The organism is Halomonas sp. V046 (genome assembly GCF_052645355.1).
The window spans coordinates 1-18,056 of the sequence record NZ_JBQXYF010000017.1 but is presented as its reverse complement, the minus strand read 5'-3'; the positions used below and the strand labels follow the sequence as shown (position 1 = coordinate 18,056).

Sequence of the window (18,056 nt, the reverse complement as noted above, 5' to 3'; positions counted from 1 at the left end):
GAATTGCACAATGCACCCGCCGGCATCTGCGACCAGCAACGGCAACCGGCCCCACCAGGTGTCTCGACGAATCGTCGGCCTCTGCGCTGACGCTGCGTGCCTAGCGTCGCGCGCCGGAGCCCTGAGGCTGGTCTGCGCCGGGCAGCCAGACGTCCACCGCAAGGCCCCCCAGGTCGGATTCTCCCAGGGTCAGGCGGCCGCCGTAGAGGGTCACGAGATCCTCGACGATGGCGAGCCCCAGGCCACTGCCGGCACGCTGTTCGTCCAGGCGAACGCCCCGCGCCAGCACCGTGCTGCGCTGCGCCTCGGTCATGCCAGGACCATCGTCCGCGAGGCTTAGGCAGCTCCCCCCGTGGGCCAGAGAAAACGTGAGACGAACGCGAGAAGACGCCCAGTCCATGGCGTTCTCGAGCAGGTTACCGGTCAATTCCTGAAGGTCTTGAGGATCGATTCGCAGCGTCAACTGCGCCGGAATATCGCGCTTAAGGGTGATACCGCGTCGGCCGGCCAAGCGCTCCAGGCCATTGACCACCGGCGCCAGCACCTCGGCGACCCGCACGGGCCCTGCCAGCACCGCACTGCCGGCGGCACTCGCCCGGGCGAGGTGGTGACGCACGGCGGCGTCGATGCGCGCTACCTCCTCACGCACCTGCCGCCGCTCGGTCGCTGGCAATCGGTCGGCCTGGGCCTGCAGCACACTGACGGGGGTCTTCAGCGCGTGGGCCAGATTGCCTGCGGCGGCACGGCCCCGTTCGATCATCCGCCGATCGTGGTCGAGCACGTCATTCATGGTGCTGGCCACATCGGCGAGTTCTCCCGGCAAGCGCGTGTCGAGGTGCCCTCGGTCTCCGCTCTTTACCGCCGCCAGATCACGATGCAGAGCCCTCAATGGCGCCAGTCCCCAGCGAATCTGCAGCGCCAGGCCACCCAGCAACAGCGCGCCTAGCGCCACCAATGACAACCACAGCAACCACTCGAAGCGCGCGACTTCGGCCTGAAGTTCCTGACGACTGACGGCGAGGCTGACGTGAATCGGGTAGGGCTGGCCGGGCAGGCGCAAGGTGCGTTCCACCAGGCGCAGGGACTGGCCGCGCGGGCCACTCAGGGTTCGCCACCGGGTGCCACCATCGGCGGTCAGAGGCAGCCGCTGATCCCACAGCGACCGCGACACACGATTGAGCCCCTGGCCGTCGCTTATCTGCCAGTACCAGCCGGAGAACACACGCCCAAAGCGCGAGTCGCCTAGGCTATCGTCGACCACGACCTGACCGCTGACCGGGTCCTGCTCCATCGCGGCCAGCAGCACCTTGTGCATCGACGCCAGGCGCTCGTCGAAGGAGGCCGACGCGGACTCCCGAAAGCTGTAGGAAAGTCCCACCCCGACCAGCGGCACGATGACCATGACCAGTACCACAGAGGCGATGATCAGCCGGCGCGCCAGGGTCCAGCGCGACATGTTCGCCATCAGCCCCATGATGCGCCTCTTCACTCGCCGTCGGCGTCGACGGCCACCAGGCGATAGCCTTGGCCGCGCAGGGTGACGATCCGCTCGCCGCCGAGTTTGCGCCGCAGGCGACTGATCTGAACGTCGATGACGTTGGAGTCGGGCTCATGGTCACGGTCGTAGACGTGCTCGGACAGCTCGACGCGGCTCACCACCCGCTCACGGGCATGCATCAGGTAAGCCAGCAGTCGAGATTCCTGGGCGGTGAGGGTCACCGGGCGCCCGGCCAGGGTGACGCTGCCACTATGGGTATCGAAACTCAGATCGCCCGCGTTCAGTACCGGGTGGGCATGGCCGTGGGTTCGGCGCACCAGGGCACGCAGTCGAAACAACACCTCGGCAGTCTCGAACGGCTTGGTGACGTAGTCGTCGGCGCCCGCCGAAAAGCCGGCGGCCTTGTCGGACCAGCGCTCACGAGCGGTCAACACCAGCACCGGCAGATCGATGGCGTCATCGCGCCACTGGGCCAGCCACCGGGTACCGTCGCCATCGGGCAGGCCCAGGTCGAGGATCACCGCGTCATAGCGCTCGGTGCGCAATAGAAAATCACCGTCGCCGCCGCTGCCCGCCGTCTCGACCAGCAGGCCGCCATCCCTGAGCGACTCGGCCAGCGCCTCGGCCAGCGCCTGATCATCCTCGATGAGCAGAATCTTCATGCCACGCTCCTTGTCTGGTGCCCTGCCCGGGCCCGCTAGCGTCGCTGCATCTCCTTGATGCCAACGCCTTCGATGCCAATCAGTTCGCCGTTCACGGCATCGAACTCGAATTCCACTACCTGCCCCTCGGGGCCGATCATTTCGATTTCGTATACCGGGGCGCCATCCTCGCGTTCGAGCTCGACCTCTACCACTTGGCCGATGTAATGCGCCTCCAGCCAATCAAGCACGCTAGGCAGCCCAACCAGACGGCCCTGCTCCACTTCTTGGTGCAGGTCACGCCAGCCGGCATCGTCGTCATCGGCATGGGCGTGGCCGATGCCGAAAGCGTGAACGATACCGCCACCCGCGTCGCCTTCACCGAGGCGAGCGCCAGCGGAGGGCAACGGCGCAAAGGTCATCGCCCATAGGGTGGCCAACAAGCACACCGTCAGCGTCGATCGTATCAGGTATCTCATGGGCGCGAAGTTTGCCGTATGCAACATGAATGGAACATGAACGACACTGTCAGCTCGATGACAGGTCAGGGCTGCCAGTATGGCTCCACTCGCCAACGCAGCGCCAACCGCTCCCGGCGAAAGACCATCATCAAGCAACGCAAGGATTCGACACCATGATGAAGCCCCTGACTCTCAGCCTCGCCACCCTGACTCTGACCGGCGCCATGGCGACCACCGCCCTGGCCGACGACGGCAGCGTCTCCCGCGAGCAGCTCGATACCCTGCTCCAGTCTGCCGGCGAGTACGGATTCACCCACTTCGATGAGTTCGGCGTCGATGACGGCAACCGCTTCGAGGTCGAAGGCTGGCGCGATGACGGCTGGCAACTCGACATCGACATGCAGCTCACCGATGGCAGCGTCATTCGCGAAGAGCAGCGCAAGAGCGAGATTCCCGACTGGAGCCTCAGTGGCGATGACGTCACCCGGGCGCTGGATAGCGCTCAGGCATCGGGCTTGCAACAATTCGGCTCTTTTGATGTCGATCGTACAGGCGACATCGAGATCGAAGGCTACGATGATCAGCAACGCGAAGTGGAAGTGCGCATGACGCGCGATACCTTCGAGGTTACCGGAGTGAATCATGACGACTAATGGACACCAGCAAGACCGCGCTCAGAATGCCGCCTGGCGAGCGGCCCAGCAGTGGCAGGAGCGGGCCCGCCAGGCGCGCCCCACGTCCCGCATGAGCGGCCCGAAGCTCATCCTCACCTGGCTCTTCTTCGGCGTCATGATGGTCGTCGGCACGCTGCTCGGACTGATCTTCCTGCTGGTCGGCTGGGCGATGATGCCTTTCGTTCGGCATAAGATGAAAAAGCGCATGGATAACTATCGCGCTGAGCACGCCGAACAGATCAATCCTGACGGCGACCATGGCGATACGCGCCCTCACCAGGTGCTGGAGGGTGACTACCAAGTCCGCCCCGACCAGCGCGGCTAATACCCGCGCAACACTCATTTCGCAGCCAACCCAGCAGCAACGATGGCGGCGCCGAGGCATTCCCTGCCCGGCGCCGCCTGACGTTATCCGGGTCACCACTGGCGCCCCCTGCCGTGCTCCTGCCGTGCTCCTGCCGTGCTCCTGCCGCGCTCCTGCCGCGCTCTTGCCGTGCTCCTGCCGCGCTCCTGCCGTGCTCCTGCCGCGCTCTTGCAGTGCTCCTGCCGCGCTCCTGACGCGCTCTTGCAGTGCTCCTGTCGCGCTCCTGACGCGCTCTTGCAGTGCTCCTGCCGCGCTCCTGACGCGCTCCTGCCGTGCTCACTGGCGCCCCCTGCCGTGCTCCTGCCGTGCTCTTGCCGTGCTCTTGCCGCGCTCTTGCCGCACTTCTCCACGCTTGGTCTGCTTCCCCCGGATTCATGAATGAAACATGAACGAAGCTGTCAGGCTGACGACAGGTGGACCTTGCGATACTGGCGTCACTCCCGGGAGCAAGGATCGCCGGGTAACCTACTCAGCCAACAAGGAACGACATCATGACTCGCAAGCCTCTTACCCTGACGATTGCTACCCTGGCTCTCAGTGGCGCACTGCTGGTGCCGTTGGCCACGACCGCCATGGCCGATGAAAGCAGTCCACGCGATCGCTTCGACAGCATGACCCAGGCTGCCAGCGACTACGGCTTCGTCCGCTTCGACGAGCTCAGCATCGACGATGGCAATCGCTTCGAAGCCGAAGGCTGGCATAACGACGGTACGCGTCTGGACGTCGACCTGTCTCTCGACGACGGCAGCGTTCTGCGCGAACAACGCAACGCCACTCAGAGTCAGGCGCCAGAGTGGAGCCTCAGCGCCGAAGACGTCGGCAAGGCGTTGGACAGCGCCCAGGCATCGGGCATCGTGCAGATCTCGTCAATCGACGCGGACGGCTACGGACACATCGAAGTCGAGGGCTATGACGATCAGCATCGAGAGCTCGAGCTGAGCCTGGCCCGGGACTCCTTCGAGGTCACCAGCGTCAATCAGGACGACTAGGTAGGGCCTTCGCTGGTGCACGCATCAAGCGATGAGCAAATCGAGTAGCGAGGCCCCTCGCTACTCTTTTTTCTGCCCAGGGTCCGAGGCCGCGTCCTTCACGCTCGGCCTCGGACCCGGTGTGGGGCGCTCCGTCGCGGCCTGGGCCCCCGGCGGCGCGTTACCGTCGTCGGCCGCAGCGCCACTCAACTCCCCGCGCAATGACGACACCTCCTGGCGCAACGCCACAATTTCCTTATGCAGCTCCCGCATCATCTCGCGATTGGCTCGGTGCAAGCGCTCGGACTCGTCTTCCTGGTCATCGATGAACAACGAGCCGACATAGGCGGCGAAACTCCCGAAGAGCCCCACCCCTGCCACCATCAACAGGGCAGCGACGACACGCCCCAGGGTGGTGACCGGATAGTAGTCGCCGTAACCGACGGTGGTCACGGTGACAAAAGCCCACCACAACGCCTCCTCGCCGGTGTCAATGGAACTTGCGGGGTTGGGGCCTTCGACCACCAGTATCACCACCGAGCCGAAAATCAGCAGCAACAAGGTCGCCGACGCCACCGAGGCGAAGATGCCCTTGGCCTTGTTGCGAAACATCAGGCTCCAGATCAAGTGCACCGACTTGATCGCTCGCAGCATGCGGATGATCTGAACCACGCGAATCAGGCGTCCGGCGAACAAGAAGCTGACCGGGATGCTCGCCAGCAGATCGATCCACCCCCAGCGCATGAAACGCCACTTGTCGTCTGCCTGGTAAAAGCGAATGGCAAAATCGGCGAAGAAGAAGACACAGACAACCAGGTCGAGGGTCGACAGCAGTTCCTCGACTTCGGGAGTGAGGTCATTGAGCTCCTGCACCGCCATCGCGCCAAGCACGTAGAAGGAAAGGATCAGGATCAGGATCTGAAACGGCGTCAAGCGGTCTTGGGTCATGGCAGAGCGTGCAGGCATTGGCGGTTGGCCCATGACAGTACGTCAAGCACCGCGACCTGCCTAGTCGGCGACAGAAGGTACTGGAGCCTGGCCACACGAGACAAAGGGCGGTAGGCCGCGGCGCTCGCTGATGGCGCCGCCAAGCCAGATCTTGTTGACGGTCCTTGCCGAAAGCTATTCCAGCGTCTCGTACGGCAGCCCGACGTAGTTCTCCGCGATGGTCGTCAGGCCCGCCTCAGACCCGGTGAGATAGTCGAGCTCGGCCAGTTGCATGCGCGCCTCGAAGTCCTCCTCGTCGCTGAATCGGTGCAGCATCGAGGTCATCCACCAAGAGAAGCGTTCGGCCTTCCAGATCCGCTTCAAACAGGTTGACGAGTAGCGTTCAATCAAGTCCGTGCGCCCCTCCCGGAAGACCTTCAGCAGCAGACGGTACAGCGTATTGACGTCGCTGGCGGCGAGGTTCAAGCCCTTGGCTCCGGTTGGCGGCACGATGTGAGCGGCATCACCGACCAGAAACAGGCGGCCATACTGCATCGGTTCCACCACGAAGCTGCGCAGCGGCGCGATGCTTTTCTCAAGCGACGGCCCCGTGACCAGCTGCGCGGCCACCTCATCGGGCAGGCGGCGCTTGAGCTCGTCCCAGAAGCGTTCATCAGACCAGTCCTCGACCTTCTCCTCGAGGCCCACCTGAACGTAGTAGCGACTGCGGGACTCCGAGCGCATGCTGCACAAGGCGAACCCGCGATCATGACGAGCATAGATCAGCTCATCGGTCACCGGCGGTGTGTCCGACAGCATGCCCAGCCAGCCAAAGGGATAGACGCGCTCGAAGGTCTTGAGACGCTCCTCCGGGATCGAGCGCCGCGACACGCCATGATAGCCATCGCAGCCGGCCACATAAGCGCAGTCGAGTCGGTAAGATTCACCAGCATGGGTAAAGGTCACGTAAGGCGCATCCGTCTCGAGGTCATGAGGGGTCACCGCATCGGCCTCGTAGTAGCTGATGCCACCTTCGGCCTCGCGCGCCGCCATCAGGTCACGAGTGACCTCCGTCTGGCCATAGATCATCACTCGCTTGCCCCCCGTATGACCGGCCAGGTCCACGCGCACGCGGCGATTGTCGAAGGCCAGCTCGAAGCCGTCATGGGGCAGACCTTCTGCGTCCATTCGCTCGCTGACACCGGCTTCCCGCAGCAGGTCGACCATGCCTTGTTCCAGAACGCCTGCACGGATTCGCCCGAGGACGTACTCACCGCTCTTGCGCTCGAGAATCACGTTGGCGATGCCCTGGCGAGCCAGCAGCTGTCCAAGCAGCAGCCCGGAAGGGCCGGCGCCGATGATGGCGACACGGGTGGTCAGGATCTGAGGGGGCGGTGCGGTAGTCGTCATGGTATGGCCTCGTCGACGGCAGGAGCAGGGAGGGAATCGCGATTATCGTTATAGGTTGTATTTTTCACTGAAATAGCACCGCAGATAAGGCAATATTCGGCAGGTGAATTGGACTTTCCGAAGATTTTTCCTCGACTTTGGTCGAAGCCGTCCCACCGACCCCGAGGAGGTGACATGCCCCGCCCTGCTGCCCCTTCCGGACTGGAAACCGTGCCGATCTTCGCCCTCTATGGCGAGATCGAGCACTGGCCGACACCGGACCTGCTGCACTGCGAGTCGATCGCCGAACGCAGTCGCCTGCACGATTGGCGGATCCAGCCTCATCGCCACGCCGACCTGATGCATCTGCTGGTGCTTCGCGGTGGCGACATCAGCCTGGAACTGGAGGGTCACCGGCAGCGCTTCAAGGCGCCGCTTGCCATCGTGGTGCCCCCCATGACCATCCACGGGTTTCACTTTTCCGAGAACATCGACGGGCATATTCTGACCCTGGCGGCCCCCCTCGTGGAGCGTCTCGAAGTCGCCCTGCCGGAACAGGCCAGGGTGTGGCGACGTCCCAGCGCTCAACCGCTCCCCCAAGGTGAGGCCCACGGCCATCTGACGACGCTCATCGAGCATATCGACAGCGAGTACCGACGCCCCGCCCAGGGCCGCGATAGCCTACTGGGCGCGCTGGTGCAGGCGCTGACGATAGAAGCCTCACGGCTTGCCGTGGGCGATGGGTCCCGTGCGACGAAGCGCGGCGACAACGATCGCTCTCATCGCCACCTGACCCGCTACCAGACGCTGATCGAGACCCAGTTTCGACGCCAACCCGGTGTAGCCGACCTGGCACAGGAGCTCGACCTGAGTGCCGCGCACCTCAACACCCTGTGCCGCCGGCTTACCGGACGCAGTGCCCTGATGATGCTCCACGAGCGGCTGCTGCTCGAGGCCAAGCGCGAGTTGACCTACACCAACCTGACCATTGCCCAGGTCGCCGACGGTCTGGGCTTCTCGGAGCCCGCCTACTTCACACGCTTCTTCAAGCGCCTGACGGGCCTCGCCCCTCGCGCGTTTCGCCAGCGCCAGCGCCGCCAGGACTGAGCGGGTGCCCGCCACAAACGCCGACGCCCCCTGGAAAGGGGGCGCCAGAGTCTACGGGCAAGAGGCGCCGCCGCCATCTCACGGCGGTGCCCCCGAGCCCTACAGGAACAGCGTGGCAAGCACCGGGAAGGCCAGCAGCAATGCCAAGCGCAGGAAGTCGGAGACAATGAACGGCGAGACACCACGGAATATCTCGCCGAGCCCCACGTGGGGCGCCATGGCCTTGATCACGAACACGTTCATGCCCACCGGTGGCGTGATCAAGCCAAGCTCCACGGTGAGCACCGTGATGATGCCGAACCACACCGGGTCGATCCCCAGCGACTGGATGATCGGAAACACCACCGGCACCGTGATCACCAGCATGGCGATGGAGTCCATGAACATGCCCAGCACGAAGTACATCGCCAGGATGCACAGCACCACCACGAAGGGCGACAGCTCCATCGCATAAAGGGTATCGCTGATCGAGAACGAGATGCGCGACACCGAAATGAAGTAGCCGAGCGTTTCGGCCCCCACCAGCATGAAGAACACCACCGCCGAGAGCGCCAGCGTTTCCTGTACCGCGGCCCACAGCTCGCGCGCACGCAGGCCCTTGGCCAGTGCATAGAGCAGGGTCGCGAAGGCCCCGACACTGGCGCCTTCCGTCGGCGTGAAGATGCCGAAGTAGATGCCCAGGATCATGATCAAGAAGACCGCAAAGAACGGCACCAGCCCGCCGAGGGAGGCAAGCTTCTCCCCCCAGCCTGTCGGCACCCCTGCGATCGCCAGCGACGGCTTCAACCGCATCACCACGCTCACTGTCAGGGCATAGAAGGCGAGCCCCATCAGGCCCGGAATCAGGCCCGCCATGAACATGTCACCTACCGATTGCTCGGTGAGAATGGCGTAGATCAGCAACGCAATGCTCGGCGGAATCATGATGCCGAGCGTCCCGCCAGCGGCGAGCGCCCCGGTGGCCAGCCCGCGATGATAGCCGTAGCGCTCCATCTCCGGCAGCGCCACCCGCGTCATGGTGCTGGCGGTGGCCAAGGACGAGCCGGAGATCGCCGAAAATATCCCGCAGGAGCCGATCGCGGCGATGGCCAGGCCCCCCTTCCAGCCGCCGCAGATCACCCGCGCCGACTGGAACAGCTTGCCGGCCATGCCCGAGTGGGCGGCCAGCACCCCCATCAGAATGAACATCGGCACCGCGCTGAAGCTGTAGTTGGAGAGCACCTCCACCGGCACCGACTTGAGCATGGAGACCGCCGCCTCCCAGCCGATCACCTGAGAGAAGCCACCCACGCCAACCAACAGCATCGATAGGGCTACCGGAACCCGCAGGACCATCAACACCAGCAGTAGGCCAAGGCCGATGGCGCCGATCGTTTCAGTCGCCATGTGACACCTCCATGTCTACCGCATACAAGGCGCCGAGCAGCGCATGAATCAGGCTACGCACACCGAGCAACAGGCTCAGCACCGCCGCGACCAGATAGATCGGGCTCATCGGCAGACGCAGATCCTGCGTCACCTCGCCGTGACCGGCAGCACTCGACGCCGCCCCGAGCAAGCCGACGAACAATACCAGACCGAGTCCAGCAAAGCCGAGCAGATAGACGCCATTCAAGCGAGCGGCAAAGGACCGCGGCAGGCGATGGGAGAAGGCCTCCACCACCACCTGACTCTTCTCGACGTTGGCGGCCATGGCCGCCAATAGTGAGAACAGCATGAAGTAACTCACCAGCTCCACGCTGCCCATCACCCTAAGCGAGATGACACCATCGGTCAGGCGGTGCAGATAGCGCGTGACAACATCCCCGATGGTCACCGCCAGTAGTGCGACCAACGCGATGCCGGCGACGACACGACAGCCGAGGGCAAGCCAATGGCTGACCCGTTCGAGAGGTTCACGCATGGCGCTTACTCCGCTTTCGTCGAGCAGGAGTCACGCGCGGCAAGCGCGGCCTGATAGACATCGCGAGCCTGGGTCAGACCGCGCTCTTCGAGCCCAGACAGGTAGTCTTCAATGCCCTTCTCAAGCGGTGCCGCCCAATCCGGGTCATTGAGCGGATCGTCGACCACGCGAATGGTATGCCCGGCGTCCTCGGCCTCCTGCTTGCCCACCTGGTCGATGGCACTGAAGACTTCGCCGGCATTCTCGGCCCACTTCATGCCGGAATTGTCGTCGATCACCGCCTGCTGTTCGGGGTTCAGGCGGTCGTAGGCGCGCTGGCTCATGGTTGCCACGAAGACCAACGAATAGAACGGTACCTGGGTGTGGTACTCGACCAGTTCGTTGATGCGAAAGCCCTTCATGCCTTCCCAGGGGAAGCTCAGGCCGTCGATCACACCGCGCTGCATGGAGGTATAGATATCCGGCGCCGGCATGCCGACAGGGCTTGCGCCCATGTTCTCTAGGATGTCGCCGGCCACCGCCGTGGGGCGACGAATGCGCAAGCCCTCGAGATCCGCCGGTGTCCGGACGTCGGTATCCACGGTATGGATGTAGCCCGGGCCGGTGGTGAACATGTACAACACCTTGGTATCGGCGTACTCCTCGTCGAGCAGACCATCATCATAGAGCGTCTGCAGGATGCACGAGCCCTGGACCGCGGTATCCGATACGCCGGGCAACTCAACGATCTGGGTTAGCGGGAAGCGCCCCGCCGTATAGCCTTGCGCCGTGGCGCCGATGTCGGCGATGCCGTTTACCGTCGCCTCATAGATATCGTCGGGCTTGGCCAGGGTGCCTGACGGAAATAGCTGAACCCGCAGGTCACCGCCAGACTCCTCCTCGACCGTCTTGGCCCATTGCTCGAAGATCTCGGTGTTGATACCCGATGCGCCCGGCCAGAAGTGAGCCATGCGCAGGGTGGTGGCAGCCTGGGCCGAGGTGGCCGATACAGCGGCGATGGATGCGGCCAGCAGGCAGCTCGCGAGCGTGGTAGGTAGCGTCTGGGTAAGCTTCATGGGGATCCTCCGGGAGTTATCGTTATATCGACCGACATTTCTTCTGCTCGCTTCGCTGTCGTAGAAAAGTTCGCATGGAGAACATCAGTTCGTTATTTCAACAGAAAGGTAAACTACCGGCGCTCAAGACGAAAAGCGACTTTGGTCTAGGCCCGTCTTGCGACGAGGAAACCGTCGCGCGTTTCCACCGGATACCAGGCATTAGGTATTTATCATCTACCTATTCTGAAGCGTCTTCTTTAGACTCTAGGCGAATCGATCCAGCTCTCCCCATCAAGGACGTCCATGACCGCCTTTCGTCTCGCATCCGCGCTCGTGGTGGGCTGCGGCCTCGGCTCCCCTGCCCTCGCCCAACCCGTCGATAGCGCCGCCGGCCAGGCAGAGGGAGCCACCAGCCTGACCCTGCCCCCCGTCTCGGTGACGGCCCCGCGCCTCGCCCGAGAGCTGTACGCCACACCGCTGGCGGTCTCGGTGGTGGAGCACGACGCGATTGCCCAGGGGCGGCAAAGAGTGCACATCGACGAGTCGTTAGTCACGGTGCCGGGGGTGTTCATCCAGAACCGCGACAACTTCGCTCAGGGGGCTCGCGTATCGATCCGCGGCTTCGGGGCCCGAGCCCCCTTCGGCGTCCGCGGCGTGACCGTCATGGTCGACGGCGTTCCTTACAGCCTGCCCGACGGCCAGGCCCAACTCGATGCCATCGACCTGGACAGTGCTCGGCGCATCGAGGTCATTCGTGGCCCTTCGTCGGTGCAGTACGGCAATGCCGCAGGCGGAGTCATCGCCGTCACCACCGCGGATGGTCGTGGAGAAGGCGAAGACAAGACCCGAATCGGCGCCGCCATCGGCAGCGATGGGTACAACAAGCAGACCCTGGCCACCGGCGGCACGAATGCCGGCTGGGCCTATCATGTCAGCGCTTCGAGGCTGGAACAGGCGGGCTATCGCGATCACAGCCGCGTAGAGAAGAACCAGCTCAACGCCAAACTATCCCGCGACCTCGACTCCGAGCGTCGTCTGACCGCGATCCTGAACCTGCTCGACAACCCGCGCTCGGAAGATCCCGGTGGCCTGACCCAGGACCAGGTCGATAGCGACCGTCGCCAGGCCGGGCGTTTCACCGAGGAGTACGATACCGGCCAACGAGTCGACCAGCAGGTACTGGGCCTGCAGTACGAAGACCGGGGGTTCGGCCCCGGCGAACTCTCGCTCAAGGGCTTCACCACCTGGCGCGACTTCGAGCAGCAACTGCCCTACCCCGGGGACAGCCTGATCGATTATGACCGCGAGCACTTTGGAGTCAGCGCCGAGTATCGCCAGCAAGCCAGCATCGCAGGCATGCCTGTGGCCTTCATGGTCGGCCTGGAAGGCGCACGACAACAGGACGACCGCCATCGTCGTGACGTGGCATTCGATGGTCGCGTGACCGGCGAAGTGGCCGACGAGACACAGACCGCCGACTCTCTCGGCGTCTTCAGCCAGGCCGACCTCTCTCTCAGCGAGGCCTGGACAGTATCGCTCGGTGGACGCTTCGACCGGGTAGATCTCAAGGTCGACGATGATTACCTGAGCGATGGCGACCAAAGCGGCGATCGCACCTTCCGCGAAGCCAGCGGCAGCCTTGGCGCGAGCTACCATTACCGCCCCCATCATCAGGTGTATGCCAACACCGGGACCGCCTACGAGACCCCCACCTTTGCCGAGTTCGCCAACCCCGATGGCAGCGGTGGCTTCAATCCGCAGATCGAGCCACAGCAAGCCTGGAGCCGTGAGCTGGGAGCACGGGGTACCTTGGGACTGGGGCTGGATTATGACGTGGCGTTGTTCTCCATCGATGTCGAGGACGAGCTGGTGCCTTATGAAGGGGCGAGCGGGCGTACCTTTTATACCAACGCGGGCGACACCTCCCGCGATGGCATCGAACTGGCACTGGGCTGGCAGCCATCACGCAGCATACGCCTGGACAGCGCCCTGACGCTGGCCCGCTACGAGTTCGACGATGTCGAAGGCGTCGATGATCTCGATGGCAACCGCCTGCCGGGGCTTCCGGAAACCACCTGGGTCAACCAGTTCACCTGGTATGGCCAAGGCAATGGAAGCGAACGCCCGTTTGCCACCCTCGAGACGCAGTACGTTGGCGACATGATGGCCGACAACGCCAACCGGGTGGAGGTGGACAGCTATTGGCTGGTCAACCTGCGCGCCGGCAACGGGTGGCGTATCGGCGCCGACACGGTGCTTTCCGGCTACCTCGGCGTGCGGAACTTGTTCGACGAAGAGCACTACGCCAACGTGCGCATCAACGCCACAGGGAACCGTTACTTCGAGCCTGCCCCCGACCGCTCGGTATATGCGGGGCTGGAGGTGGAATTCTAGCGGTCCTGTCCGCGAGCCCTTAAGCTCGGCGCTCCCAGTGTCCGACCGAAAAATCCAGTGCCACGTAGCACTGGATTATCGTTGCGTCGCGTCCTCCAACGAGTGGTTTCGCAGCCGCTGGCTTGCCGGGGTGGCGTCAAGCGCCCGGCGTGTCTCTTTCCCTGGGAGCCAGCCATGCCAAGGCCCCAGCCGCAAACGCCGCCATCGCCGTGCGCACGGTCACGTCGTTGCCTGGAAAATAGTACGGCGAGTGCGGCATCTCCAGCTGCGACAGCTTTTCGCTCAGGCTCTCGCCCGGGGTCTGCTGCCAACGCGCGTCGGGAGTCGCGCCCACAAACCAGTACACGCAAGGAATATCATCACCACCGAAGCCACCGGCGTCGGCATTGCCAAAGTACGGGAAGTCCTCGCTCCCGTTGACCCTCGGCATGTCGAACAACGTCGATTCGCCGAGCAACTCTGCGTGCTTGGCGCGCACTCGGGCAACCGCCGCGTCGTCGTTGCGCAGGGTGATGGTTTCGGTCAGCACTTCAAACTCCGGGGGTTTAGGTGAGCGGCCAGCCTCACATTCGGCACGCACGATCCGCTCGATGGCTTCCAGGACCCTACGGTGGAGCGCATCGTCGAAGCCGCGAACATTGACCTCCATCTCCGCAGAATGGGGAATGATGTTGCCCTGGGTGCCGGCCACCAGCTTGCCCACCGTCACGACCACGGTCTGCTCCGGAGGCACCTCCCGAGCGACGATGGTTTGAAGCCGCGTCACGATATGGGCGGCGATCACTACCGGATCGATGGTCTGCGCCGGCATCGACCCATGCCCCCCGGCTCCGTGTACCGTCACCTTGAGCGTGGTCGCCGCCGCCATGGCCTGGCCCTCGGTATGACCTACGGTGCCGGCCAACGCCGGCATATTGTGTTGCCCAAGAACGATATCCGGGCGCGCAAACCGGTCGTAGAGGCCATCGGCGAGCATCGCCTGAGCGCCGCCGAAGATCTCCTCGGCGGGCTGTGCGATCAACATCAGCGTCCCCTGCCAGTGCTCTCGCAGCGCCATCAGTACCGCGCCAGCCCCCACCAGACAGCTGGAGTGGAGGTCGTGGCCGCAAGCGTGCATCACCGGCACTTGCCGGCCATCCGGCGTCTGCCCCGTATCCCGGCTGGCGAAATCGACACCGGTATCTTCAAGAATCGGCAACGCATCCAGGTCGCTTCTCAGCATCACCGTCGGGCCATCGCCGTTGCGTAGCATCGCCACGACGCCGGTTCCACCCACCCCCTGCGTTACCTCGAAGCCCTGCGCCCGCAGCGCCTCGGCAACCTGGGCGCTGGTCTTATGCTCCTGAAAAGGCAATTCCGGATGCTCGTGAAGACGCCGGTATAGCGCGGTCACACCATCGAGATGCTCATCGAGCTGCGCCTCGATCATGGACTTGAGCGATACGCTATCGTAGGTCTGAGTCATGGGAGGTCCTTAGTGTTGTCATTGAGGGTGGACAGTCAGGCGACAGGCGTCACGCTGATCTTCTCGATACGGGTCTGCCACAGCAGCAACACCGCGACGTTAGCGACAATGCCCCAGAACCCCGCGTGCCAGCCAAGAGGGCTCGCCACGAGGAACTGACAGGTGAGAAAGACAAGACTCCCGACAAGTGCCCCCATGGACACGGCCCGGCGTGTCAACGCGGGCAGGAACAGCGCTCCCAGCACCATCGGAGAGAGCTGAACGATCATCCCGTAGGCGCCAAGCAGCAGCGTGACCAGAGACGCCGGATTGACCAAGGCACAGACATAGGCAACCAACGACACCACCAGAACGCAGACCTTGGTGGTGAAAACCATTCGAGCATCCGTTGCATCGCGCAGCAGCGATGGCCCAAGCACATCACGAGCCATGATCACGGCAGCCGTGTGGGCCAGGTTGGCACCGGTCGACATGGCCGCAGCCAACGCGCCAGAGAGCATCAGGCCGATGACCCAAGCAGGAAAATCCGAGACGTTGACGACGAGTTCCAGCAGCACCCTGTCGGGCCGGTCCAGCGGGGCTTCGGCAAACACCAGGATGCCGGCGAAACCGATCAGCAACAGCGGGATAAGCAGATAAGCGTAGAGCGGATAGAAGACACTGACCTTGCGCAGGCTCTGGCCACTGTCAGCAGAGTAGAACTTCATGAACAGGTGCGGCCACATCGAGCCACCAAAGGCACTGACCAGCACCGCTGTGCTGAAGGCGCCCCAGGACATGGCCTTGGCGCCAGGCATGGTCAGATACTCGGGAGCCTCCAGCGCCAGGCGCTGGAACATCTCACCGACGCCACCGTAGAGGTGCTGCGGGATCGCCAACCCCAGAAACCAGGCGATGACGATCATCATGATGCCCTGCAGCAGATTGGTCCAACCGATCCCGTTGAGACCGCTGGTAAAGACGTATACGGCCACCACCAGGAAGGCCAGCAAGGCACCGAGCCAGAACGGCACCAGCCCGTCGGTCGCCGCCTGGAACAACAGGCCAGCGCCGGCGATCTGAATCGTCAGATAAGGCACCATGGCGAGAACTCCGATGACCCCGGCCAGCACGCCAAGCGGACGGCTGTCATAGTGATCGGCGATCAGGTCCCCCTGGGTCAGATAGCCCTTTTCTCTCCCCAAGCTCGCGACTTTCGGGCCCAACGCCCAGATGGTAATCGGTGCCAACCCCAGGTAAGCCAGAATATAGAACGCCGGCGCACCGCGGTCATAGGCCCAGCCTGGGCCGCCAAGAAACGAAAACGCCGAGAATATCTCGGCGCCGAGTATGAAGAAGAGGATCACTACACCAATATGGCGCCCACCGGCAACGTAGCCTTCCAGGTTGGAGCTACCCTGCCCCCGCGCACGAATGCCCACCCACAGGACCACGGCCAGGTAAGCCAGCGTAATCCCCATCACCACGACGGAATCACTCATGACCGCACTCCGTGGCGTACGGCGTACGCGACCCACATGCCGATGAACAGCACCATCATCCAGGCGGCGTACCAGAAGAACAGGAAGGGCAGACCAAGGACATAGGGCTCAATGCGATTAGCGATCAGGGCTCCCGGCCAGACCATCGCCAGCACACAAACAGCGAAGTGGGCCGTGACGGCGAGATGGTAGCGCTTTGTCATGAGAGGTCCCGTCTTGGAATTATTAGGCACCCTCACTATGGAAGCTTTCAGGCCATATCAGAAATATCTATACTTGATGCCCTCCATATCAAACCAGCATGGCTCGTCATGGAATTTCGCCAGCTACGCTATTTTCTCGCCGTCGCCGAAGCCGGCTCGCTCACTGCCGCCAGCCGCCGCATTCACGTCGCTCAGCCGGCACTGACGCGCCAGATACGGCTACTCGAGGAAGATCTGGGAACCCGCCTCTTCGAGCGCCAGGCGCGCGGCATGGTCATGACCGTGGCCGGTCGCGCCCTGGTCGAAGAGGCCCGTGAGCTTCTGGCCCATCGCGACCAGCTGCGCGGCCGGCTCTCGGCACTCGGCAGCGGTATCAGTGGTCGCCTGAGCCTGGGCATTACGGTCACCCACTTGTGGGTGCCTCGAGTGTCGTCGCTGTTAGCCGACTTCCGCCGCCGGTATCCGGATATCGCCCTGGAAGTCTATCCACTGTTATCGGGTCCAACACTGGAACGCCTGAGAGAGGGAACGCTCGACGCAGGGCTCCTGTACCTCCAGCACGACGACGAGTCCGGCATCCTCTGTCGCGATTACCATCGAGACGTTCTGATCCTTGCCGTACCCGCGGCCTCTGCCTGGACCAGCCAGCCGCCCAAGCGCTTGTCGGAGCTGGAAGGTGAGGACTTCATCTGGGGGTTTCGACAAGCATCTCCCGCTTATCACGACCGAGTGATGGGACACTTTCATCACCACAACTTCCACCCGAAGGTGGTCCAGTACGGCGCCGATAACATCGCCATCCTGAGCATGGTAGCCGCAGGGCTCGGCATCGCTATCGTGCCAGACTCCGCCGCGGCCCATCCGATGCCTGGTATCCAGTACCTCCGTCTCGATGAACTTGACGATTGCGATATGCCTCTACGCTTCGCCTGGCGCCAAGGCAATGATTCGCCGCCACTAGCCAACCTCATTCGGCTCATCGACCAACGAGGCAAGACTGACCATCCTGAGCCGGTCGCGTGAGCGAGTTCAGGCGTTGGACGAACAATGATGTCGGGGCTGCCCCGACTGACGTATAACCAGGACCGTTCCATGCCTATGGCGCTGGATAAGCCTCTTGATGATAAAAGCCCGACTATCTCTCTCGATAATCGGGCTTTTCATCATAAGTGCCTGACGGACCGGCCGGCTTCCTGGTGCTCTCACACCGGTCTCACATGGGGGTGAGTCCCACCGCGGGTTACAACGTCGCCGCAACAAGAAAAGCGGGGACGAACGACACGAGCCTCCGTTACGAAAAGCCAGGCCGGACCGCACCGAGGTTATTTTCGTTCGGCGCGGCCCCACGAATAAAAAAGGGGGGCCTGCCCCATGCATGCAAAAAAGCCCAACTCCTCTCGGAATTGGGCTTCTTCAGAATAAGTGCCTGACGATGACCTACTCTCACATGGGGAGACCCCACACTACCATCGGCGCTGAGCGGTTTCACTGCTGAGTTCGGCAAGGGATCAGGTGGTTCCCGCACGCTATGGTCGTCAGGCGAA

Annotated in this window: 17 protein-coding genes and 1 rRNA gene; 6 read left to right on the top strand and 12 right to left on the bottom strand. The window is 63.3% G+C overall.

Annotation, left to right across the window (positions count from 1 at the left end):
• Nucleotides 1–100: 100 nt before the first annotated feature.
• The 3 genes from ACUN9Y_RS19375 to ACUN9Y_RS19365 are packed head-to-tail and all read right to left on the bottom strand — an operon-like array spanning nucleotide 101 to nucleotide 2,618.
• Complete coding sequence (locus ACUN9Y_RS19375) at nucleotides 101–1,474, bottom strand: sensor histidine kinase (RefSeq protein WP_445462375.1); 1,374 nt, start codon at nucleotides 1,472–1,474, stop codon at nucleotides 101–103.
• Nucleotides 1,475–1,485: 11 nt separating this feature from the next.
• Entirely contained in the window at nucleotides 1,486–2,160 is a 675-nt protein-coding gene (locus ACUN9Y_RS19370) for a winged helix-turn-helix domain-containing protein (RefSeq protein ID WP_445462374.1), read from the bottom strand.
• A gap of 35 nt (nucleotides 2,161–2,195) precedes the next feature.
• Nucleotides 2,196–2,618: a PepSY domain-containing protein gene (locus ACUN9Y_RS19365; RefSeq protein ID WP_445462373.1), complete on the bottom strand. Its 423-nt coding sequence runs from the start codon at nucleotides 2,616–2,618 to the stop codon at nucleotides 2,196–2,198.
• A gap of 155 nt (nucleotides 2,619–2,773) precedes the next feature.
• Between ACUN9Y_RS19365 and ACUN9Y_RS19360 the strand changes: the two genes are divergently transcribed.
• The 3 genes from ACUN9Y_RS19360 to ACUN9Y_RS19350 all read left to right on the top strand — a co-directional run bounded on the left by ACUN9Y_RS19360 (nucleotide 2,774) and on the right by ACUN9Y_RS19350 (nucleotide 4,627).
• Nucleotides 2,774–3,253 carry a PepSY domain-containing protein gene (locus tag ACUN9Y_RS19360; protein ID WP_445462372.1) on the top strand — a complete coding sequence of 160 codons (480 nt, stop codon included), beginning with the start codon at nucleotides 2,774–2,776 and terminating at the stop codon, nucleotides 3,251–3,253.
• Nucleotides 3,243–3,599: a hypothetical protein gene (locus ACUN9Y_RS19355; RefSeq protein WP_445462371.1), complete on the top strand. Its 357-nt coding sequence runs from the start codon at nucleotides 3,243–3,245 to the stop codon at nucleotides 3,597–3,599. The genes ACUN9Y_RS19360 and ACUN9Y_RS19355 overlap by 11 nt, the downstream gene beginning before the upstream one ends.
• Nucleotides 3,600–4,129: 530 nt before the next feature.
• The gene (locus tag ACUN9Y_RS19350) at nucleotides 4,130–4,627 is read left to right on the top strand and encodes a PepSY domain-containing protein (RefSeq protein WP_445462370.1); all 498 of its coding nucleotides are present in this window, start codon (nucleotides 4,130–4,132) and stop codon (nucleotides 4,625–4,627) included.
• 60 nt (nucleotides 4,628–4,687) lie between these two features.
• Here ACUN9Y_RS19350 and ACUN9Y_RS19345 read toward each other — a convergent pair whose 3' ends face one another.
• A complete protein-coding gene (locus ACUN9Y_RS19345) occupies nucleotides 4,688–5,554 on the bottom strand; it encodes an ion transporter (RefSeq protein WP_445462369.1) in 867 nt (288 codons plus the stop codon).
• Between the two features lie 174 nt (nucleotides 5,555–5,728).
• The gene (gene pobA / locus ACUN9Y_RS19340) at nucleotides 5,729–6,913 is read right to left on the bottom strand and encodes a 4-hydroxybenzoate 3-monooxygenase (RefSeq protein WP_445462439.1); all 1,185 of its coding nucleotides are present in this window, start codon (nucleotides 6,911–6,913) and stop codon (nucleotides 5,729–5,731) included.
• Between the two features lie 204 nt (nucleotides 6,914–7,117).
• Here pobA and ACUN9Y_RS19335 point away from each other — a divergent pair, with 204 nt between their 5' ends.
• Nucleotides 7,118–8,029: a helix-turn-helix domain-containing protein gene (locus ACUN9Y_RS19335; RefSeq protein WP_445462368.1), complete on the top strand. Its 912-nt coding sequence runs from the start codon at nucleotides 7,118–7,120 to the stop codon at nucleotides 8,027–8,029.
• Nucleotides 8,030–8,128: 99 nt separating this feature from the next.
• Here the strand turns inward: ACUN9Y_RS19335 and ACUN9Y_RS19330 are convergent, their stop codons facing one another.
• The 3 genes from ACUN9Y_RS19330 to ACUN9Y_RS19320 are packed head-to-tail and all read right to left on the bottom strand — an operon-like array spanning nucleotide 8,129 to nucleotide 10,987.
• Nucleotides 8,129–9,415, bottom strand: coding sequence for a TRAP transporter large permease (locus ACUN9Y_RS19330; RefSeq protein WP_445462367.1), 1,287 nt, complete (start codon nucleotides 9,413–9,415; stop codon nucleotides 8,129–8,131).
• A complete protein-coding gene (locus tag ACUN9Y_RS19325) occupies nucleotides 9,405–9,932 on the bottom strand; it encodes a TRAP transporter small permease (RefSeq protein WP_445462366.1) in 528 nt (175 codons plus the stop codon). The genes ACUN9Y_RS19330 and ACUN9Y_RS19325 overlap by 11 nt, the downstream gene beginning before the upstream one ends.
• A gap of 5 nt (nucleotides 9,933–9,937) precedes the next feature.
• The gene (locus ACUN9Y_RS19320; protein ID WP_445462365.1) at nucleotides 9,938–10,987 is read right to left on the bottom strand and encodes a TRAP transporter substrate-binding protein; all 1,050 of its coding nucleotides are present in this window, start codon (nucleotides 10,985–10,987) and stop codon (nucleotides 9,938–9,940) included.
• Nucleotides 10,988–11,272: 285 nt separating this feature from the next.
• Here ACUN9Y_RS19320 and ACUN9Y_RS19315 point away from each other — a divergent pair, with 285 nt between their 5' ends.
• Nucleotides 11,273–13,363 carry a TonB-dependent receptor family protein gene (locus ACUN9Y_RS19315; RefSeq protein WP_445462364.1) on the top strand — a complete coding sequence of 697 codons (2,091 nt, stop codon included), beginning with the start codon at nucleotides 11,273–11,275 and terminating at the stop codon, nucleotides 13,361–13,363.
• Nucleotides 13,364–13,499: 136 nt separating this feature from the next.
• Here the strand turns inward: ACUN9Y_RS19315 and ACUN9Y_RS19310 are convergent, their stop codons facing one another.
• Genes ACUN9Y_RS19310 through ACUN9Y_RS19300 form a run of 3 tightly spaced genes read right to left on the bottom strand, consistent with a single transcriptional unit; the run spans nucleotide 13,500 to nucleotide 16,512 of the window.
• A complete protein-coding gene (locus ACUN9Y_RS19310; RefSeq protein WP_445462363.1) occupies nucleotides 13,500–14,828 on the bottom strand; it encodes an amidohydrolase in 1,329 nt (442 codons plus the stop codon).
• A 35-nt stretch (nucleotides 14,829–14,863) separates the two neighbouring features.
• Nucleotides 14,864–16,309 (bottom strand): sodium:solute symporter family protein, encoded by a 1,446-nt coding sequence (locus ACUN9Y_RS19305; protein WP_445462362.1) that lies wholly within the window; start codon nucleotides 16,307–16,309, stop codon nucleotides 14,864–14,866.
• On the bottom strand, nucleotides 16,306–16,512 hold the full coding sequence (locus tag ACUN9Y_RS19300; RefSeq protein WP_445462361.1) for a hypothetical protein: 207 nt from the start codon (nucleotides 16,510–16,512) through the stop codon (nucleotides 16,306–16,308). The genes ACUN9Y_RS19305 and ACUN9Y_RS19300 overlap by 4 nt, the downstream gene beginning before the upstream one ends.
• Nucleotides 16,513–16,620: 108 nt before the next feature.
• On the opposite strand from ACUN9Y_RS19300, the gene ACUN9Y_RS19295 reads away from it, so the two are divergent.
• A complete protein-coding gene (locus tag ACUN9Y_RS19295) occupies nucleotides 16,621–17,535 on the top strand; it encodes a LysR family transcriptional regulator (RefSeq protein WP_445462360.1) in 915 nt (304 codons plus the stop codon).
• Nucleotides 17,536–17,936: 401 nt separating this feature from the next.
• Here ACUN9Y_RS19295 and rrf read toward each other — a convergent pair.
• Nucleotides 17,937–18,052 (bottom strand): 5S ribosomal RNA (gene rrf / locus ACUN9Y_RS19290).
• Nucleotides 18,053–18,056: the final 4 nt, after the last annotated feature.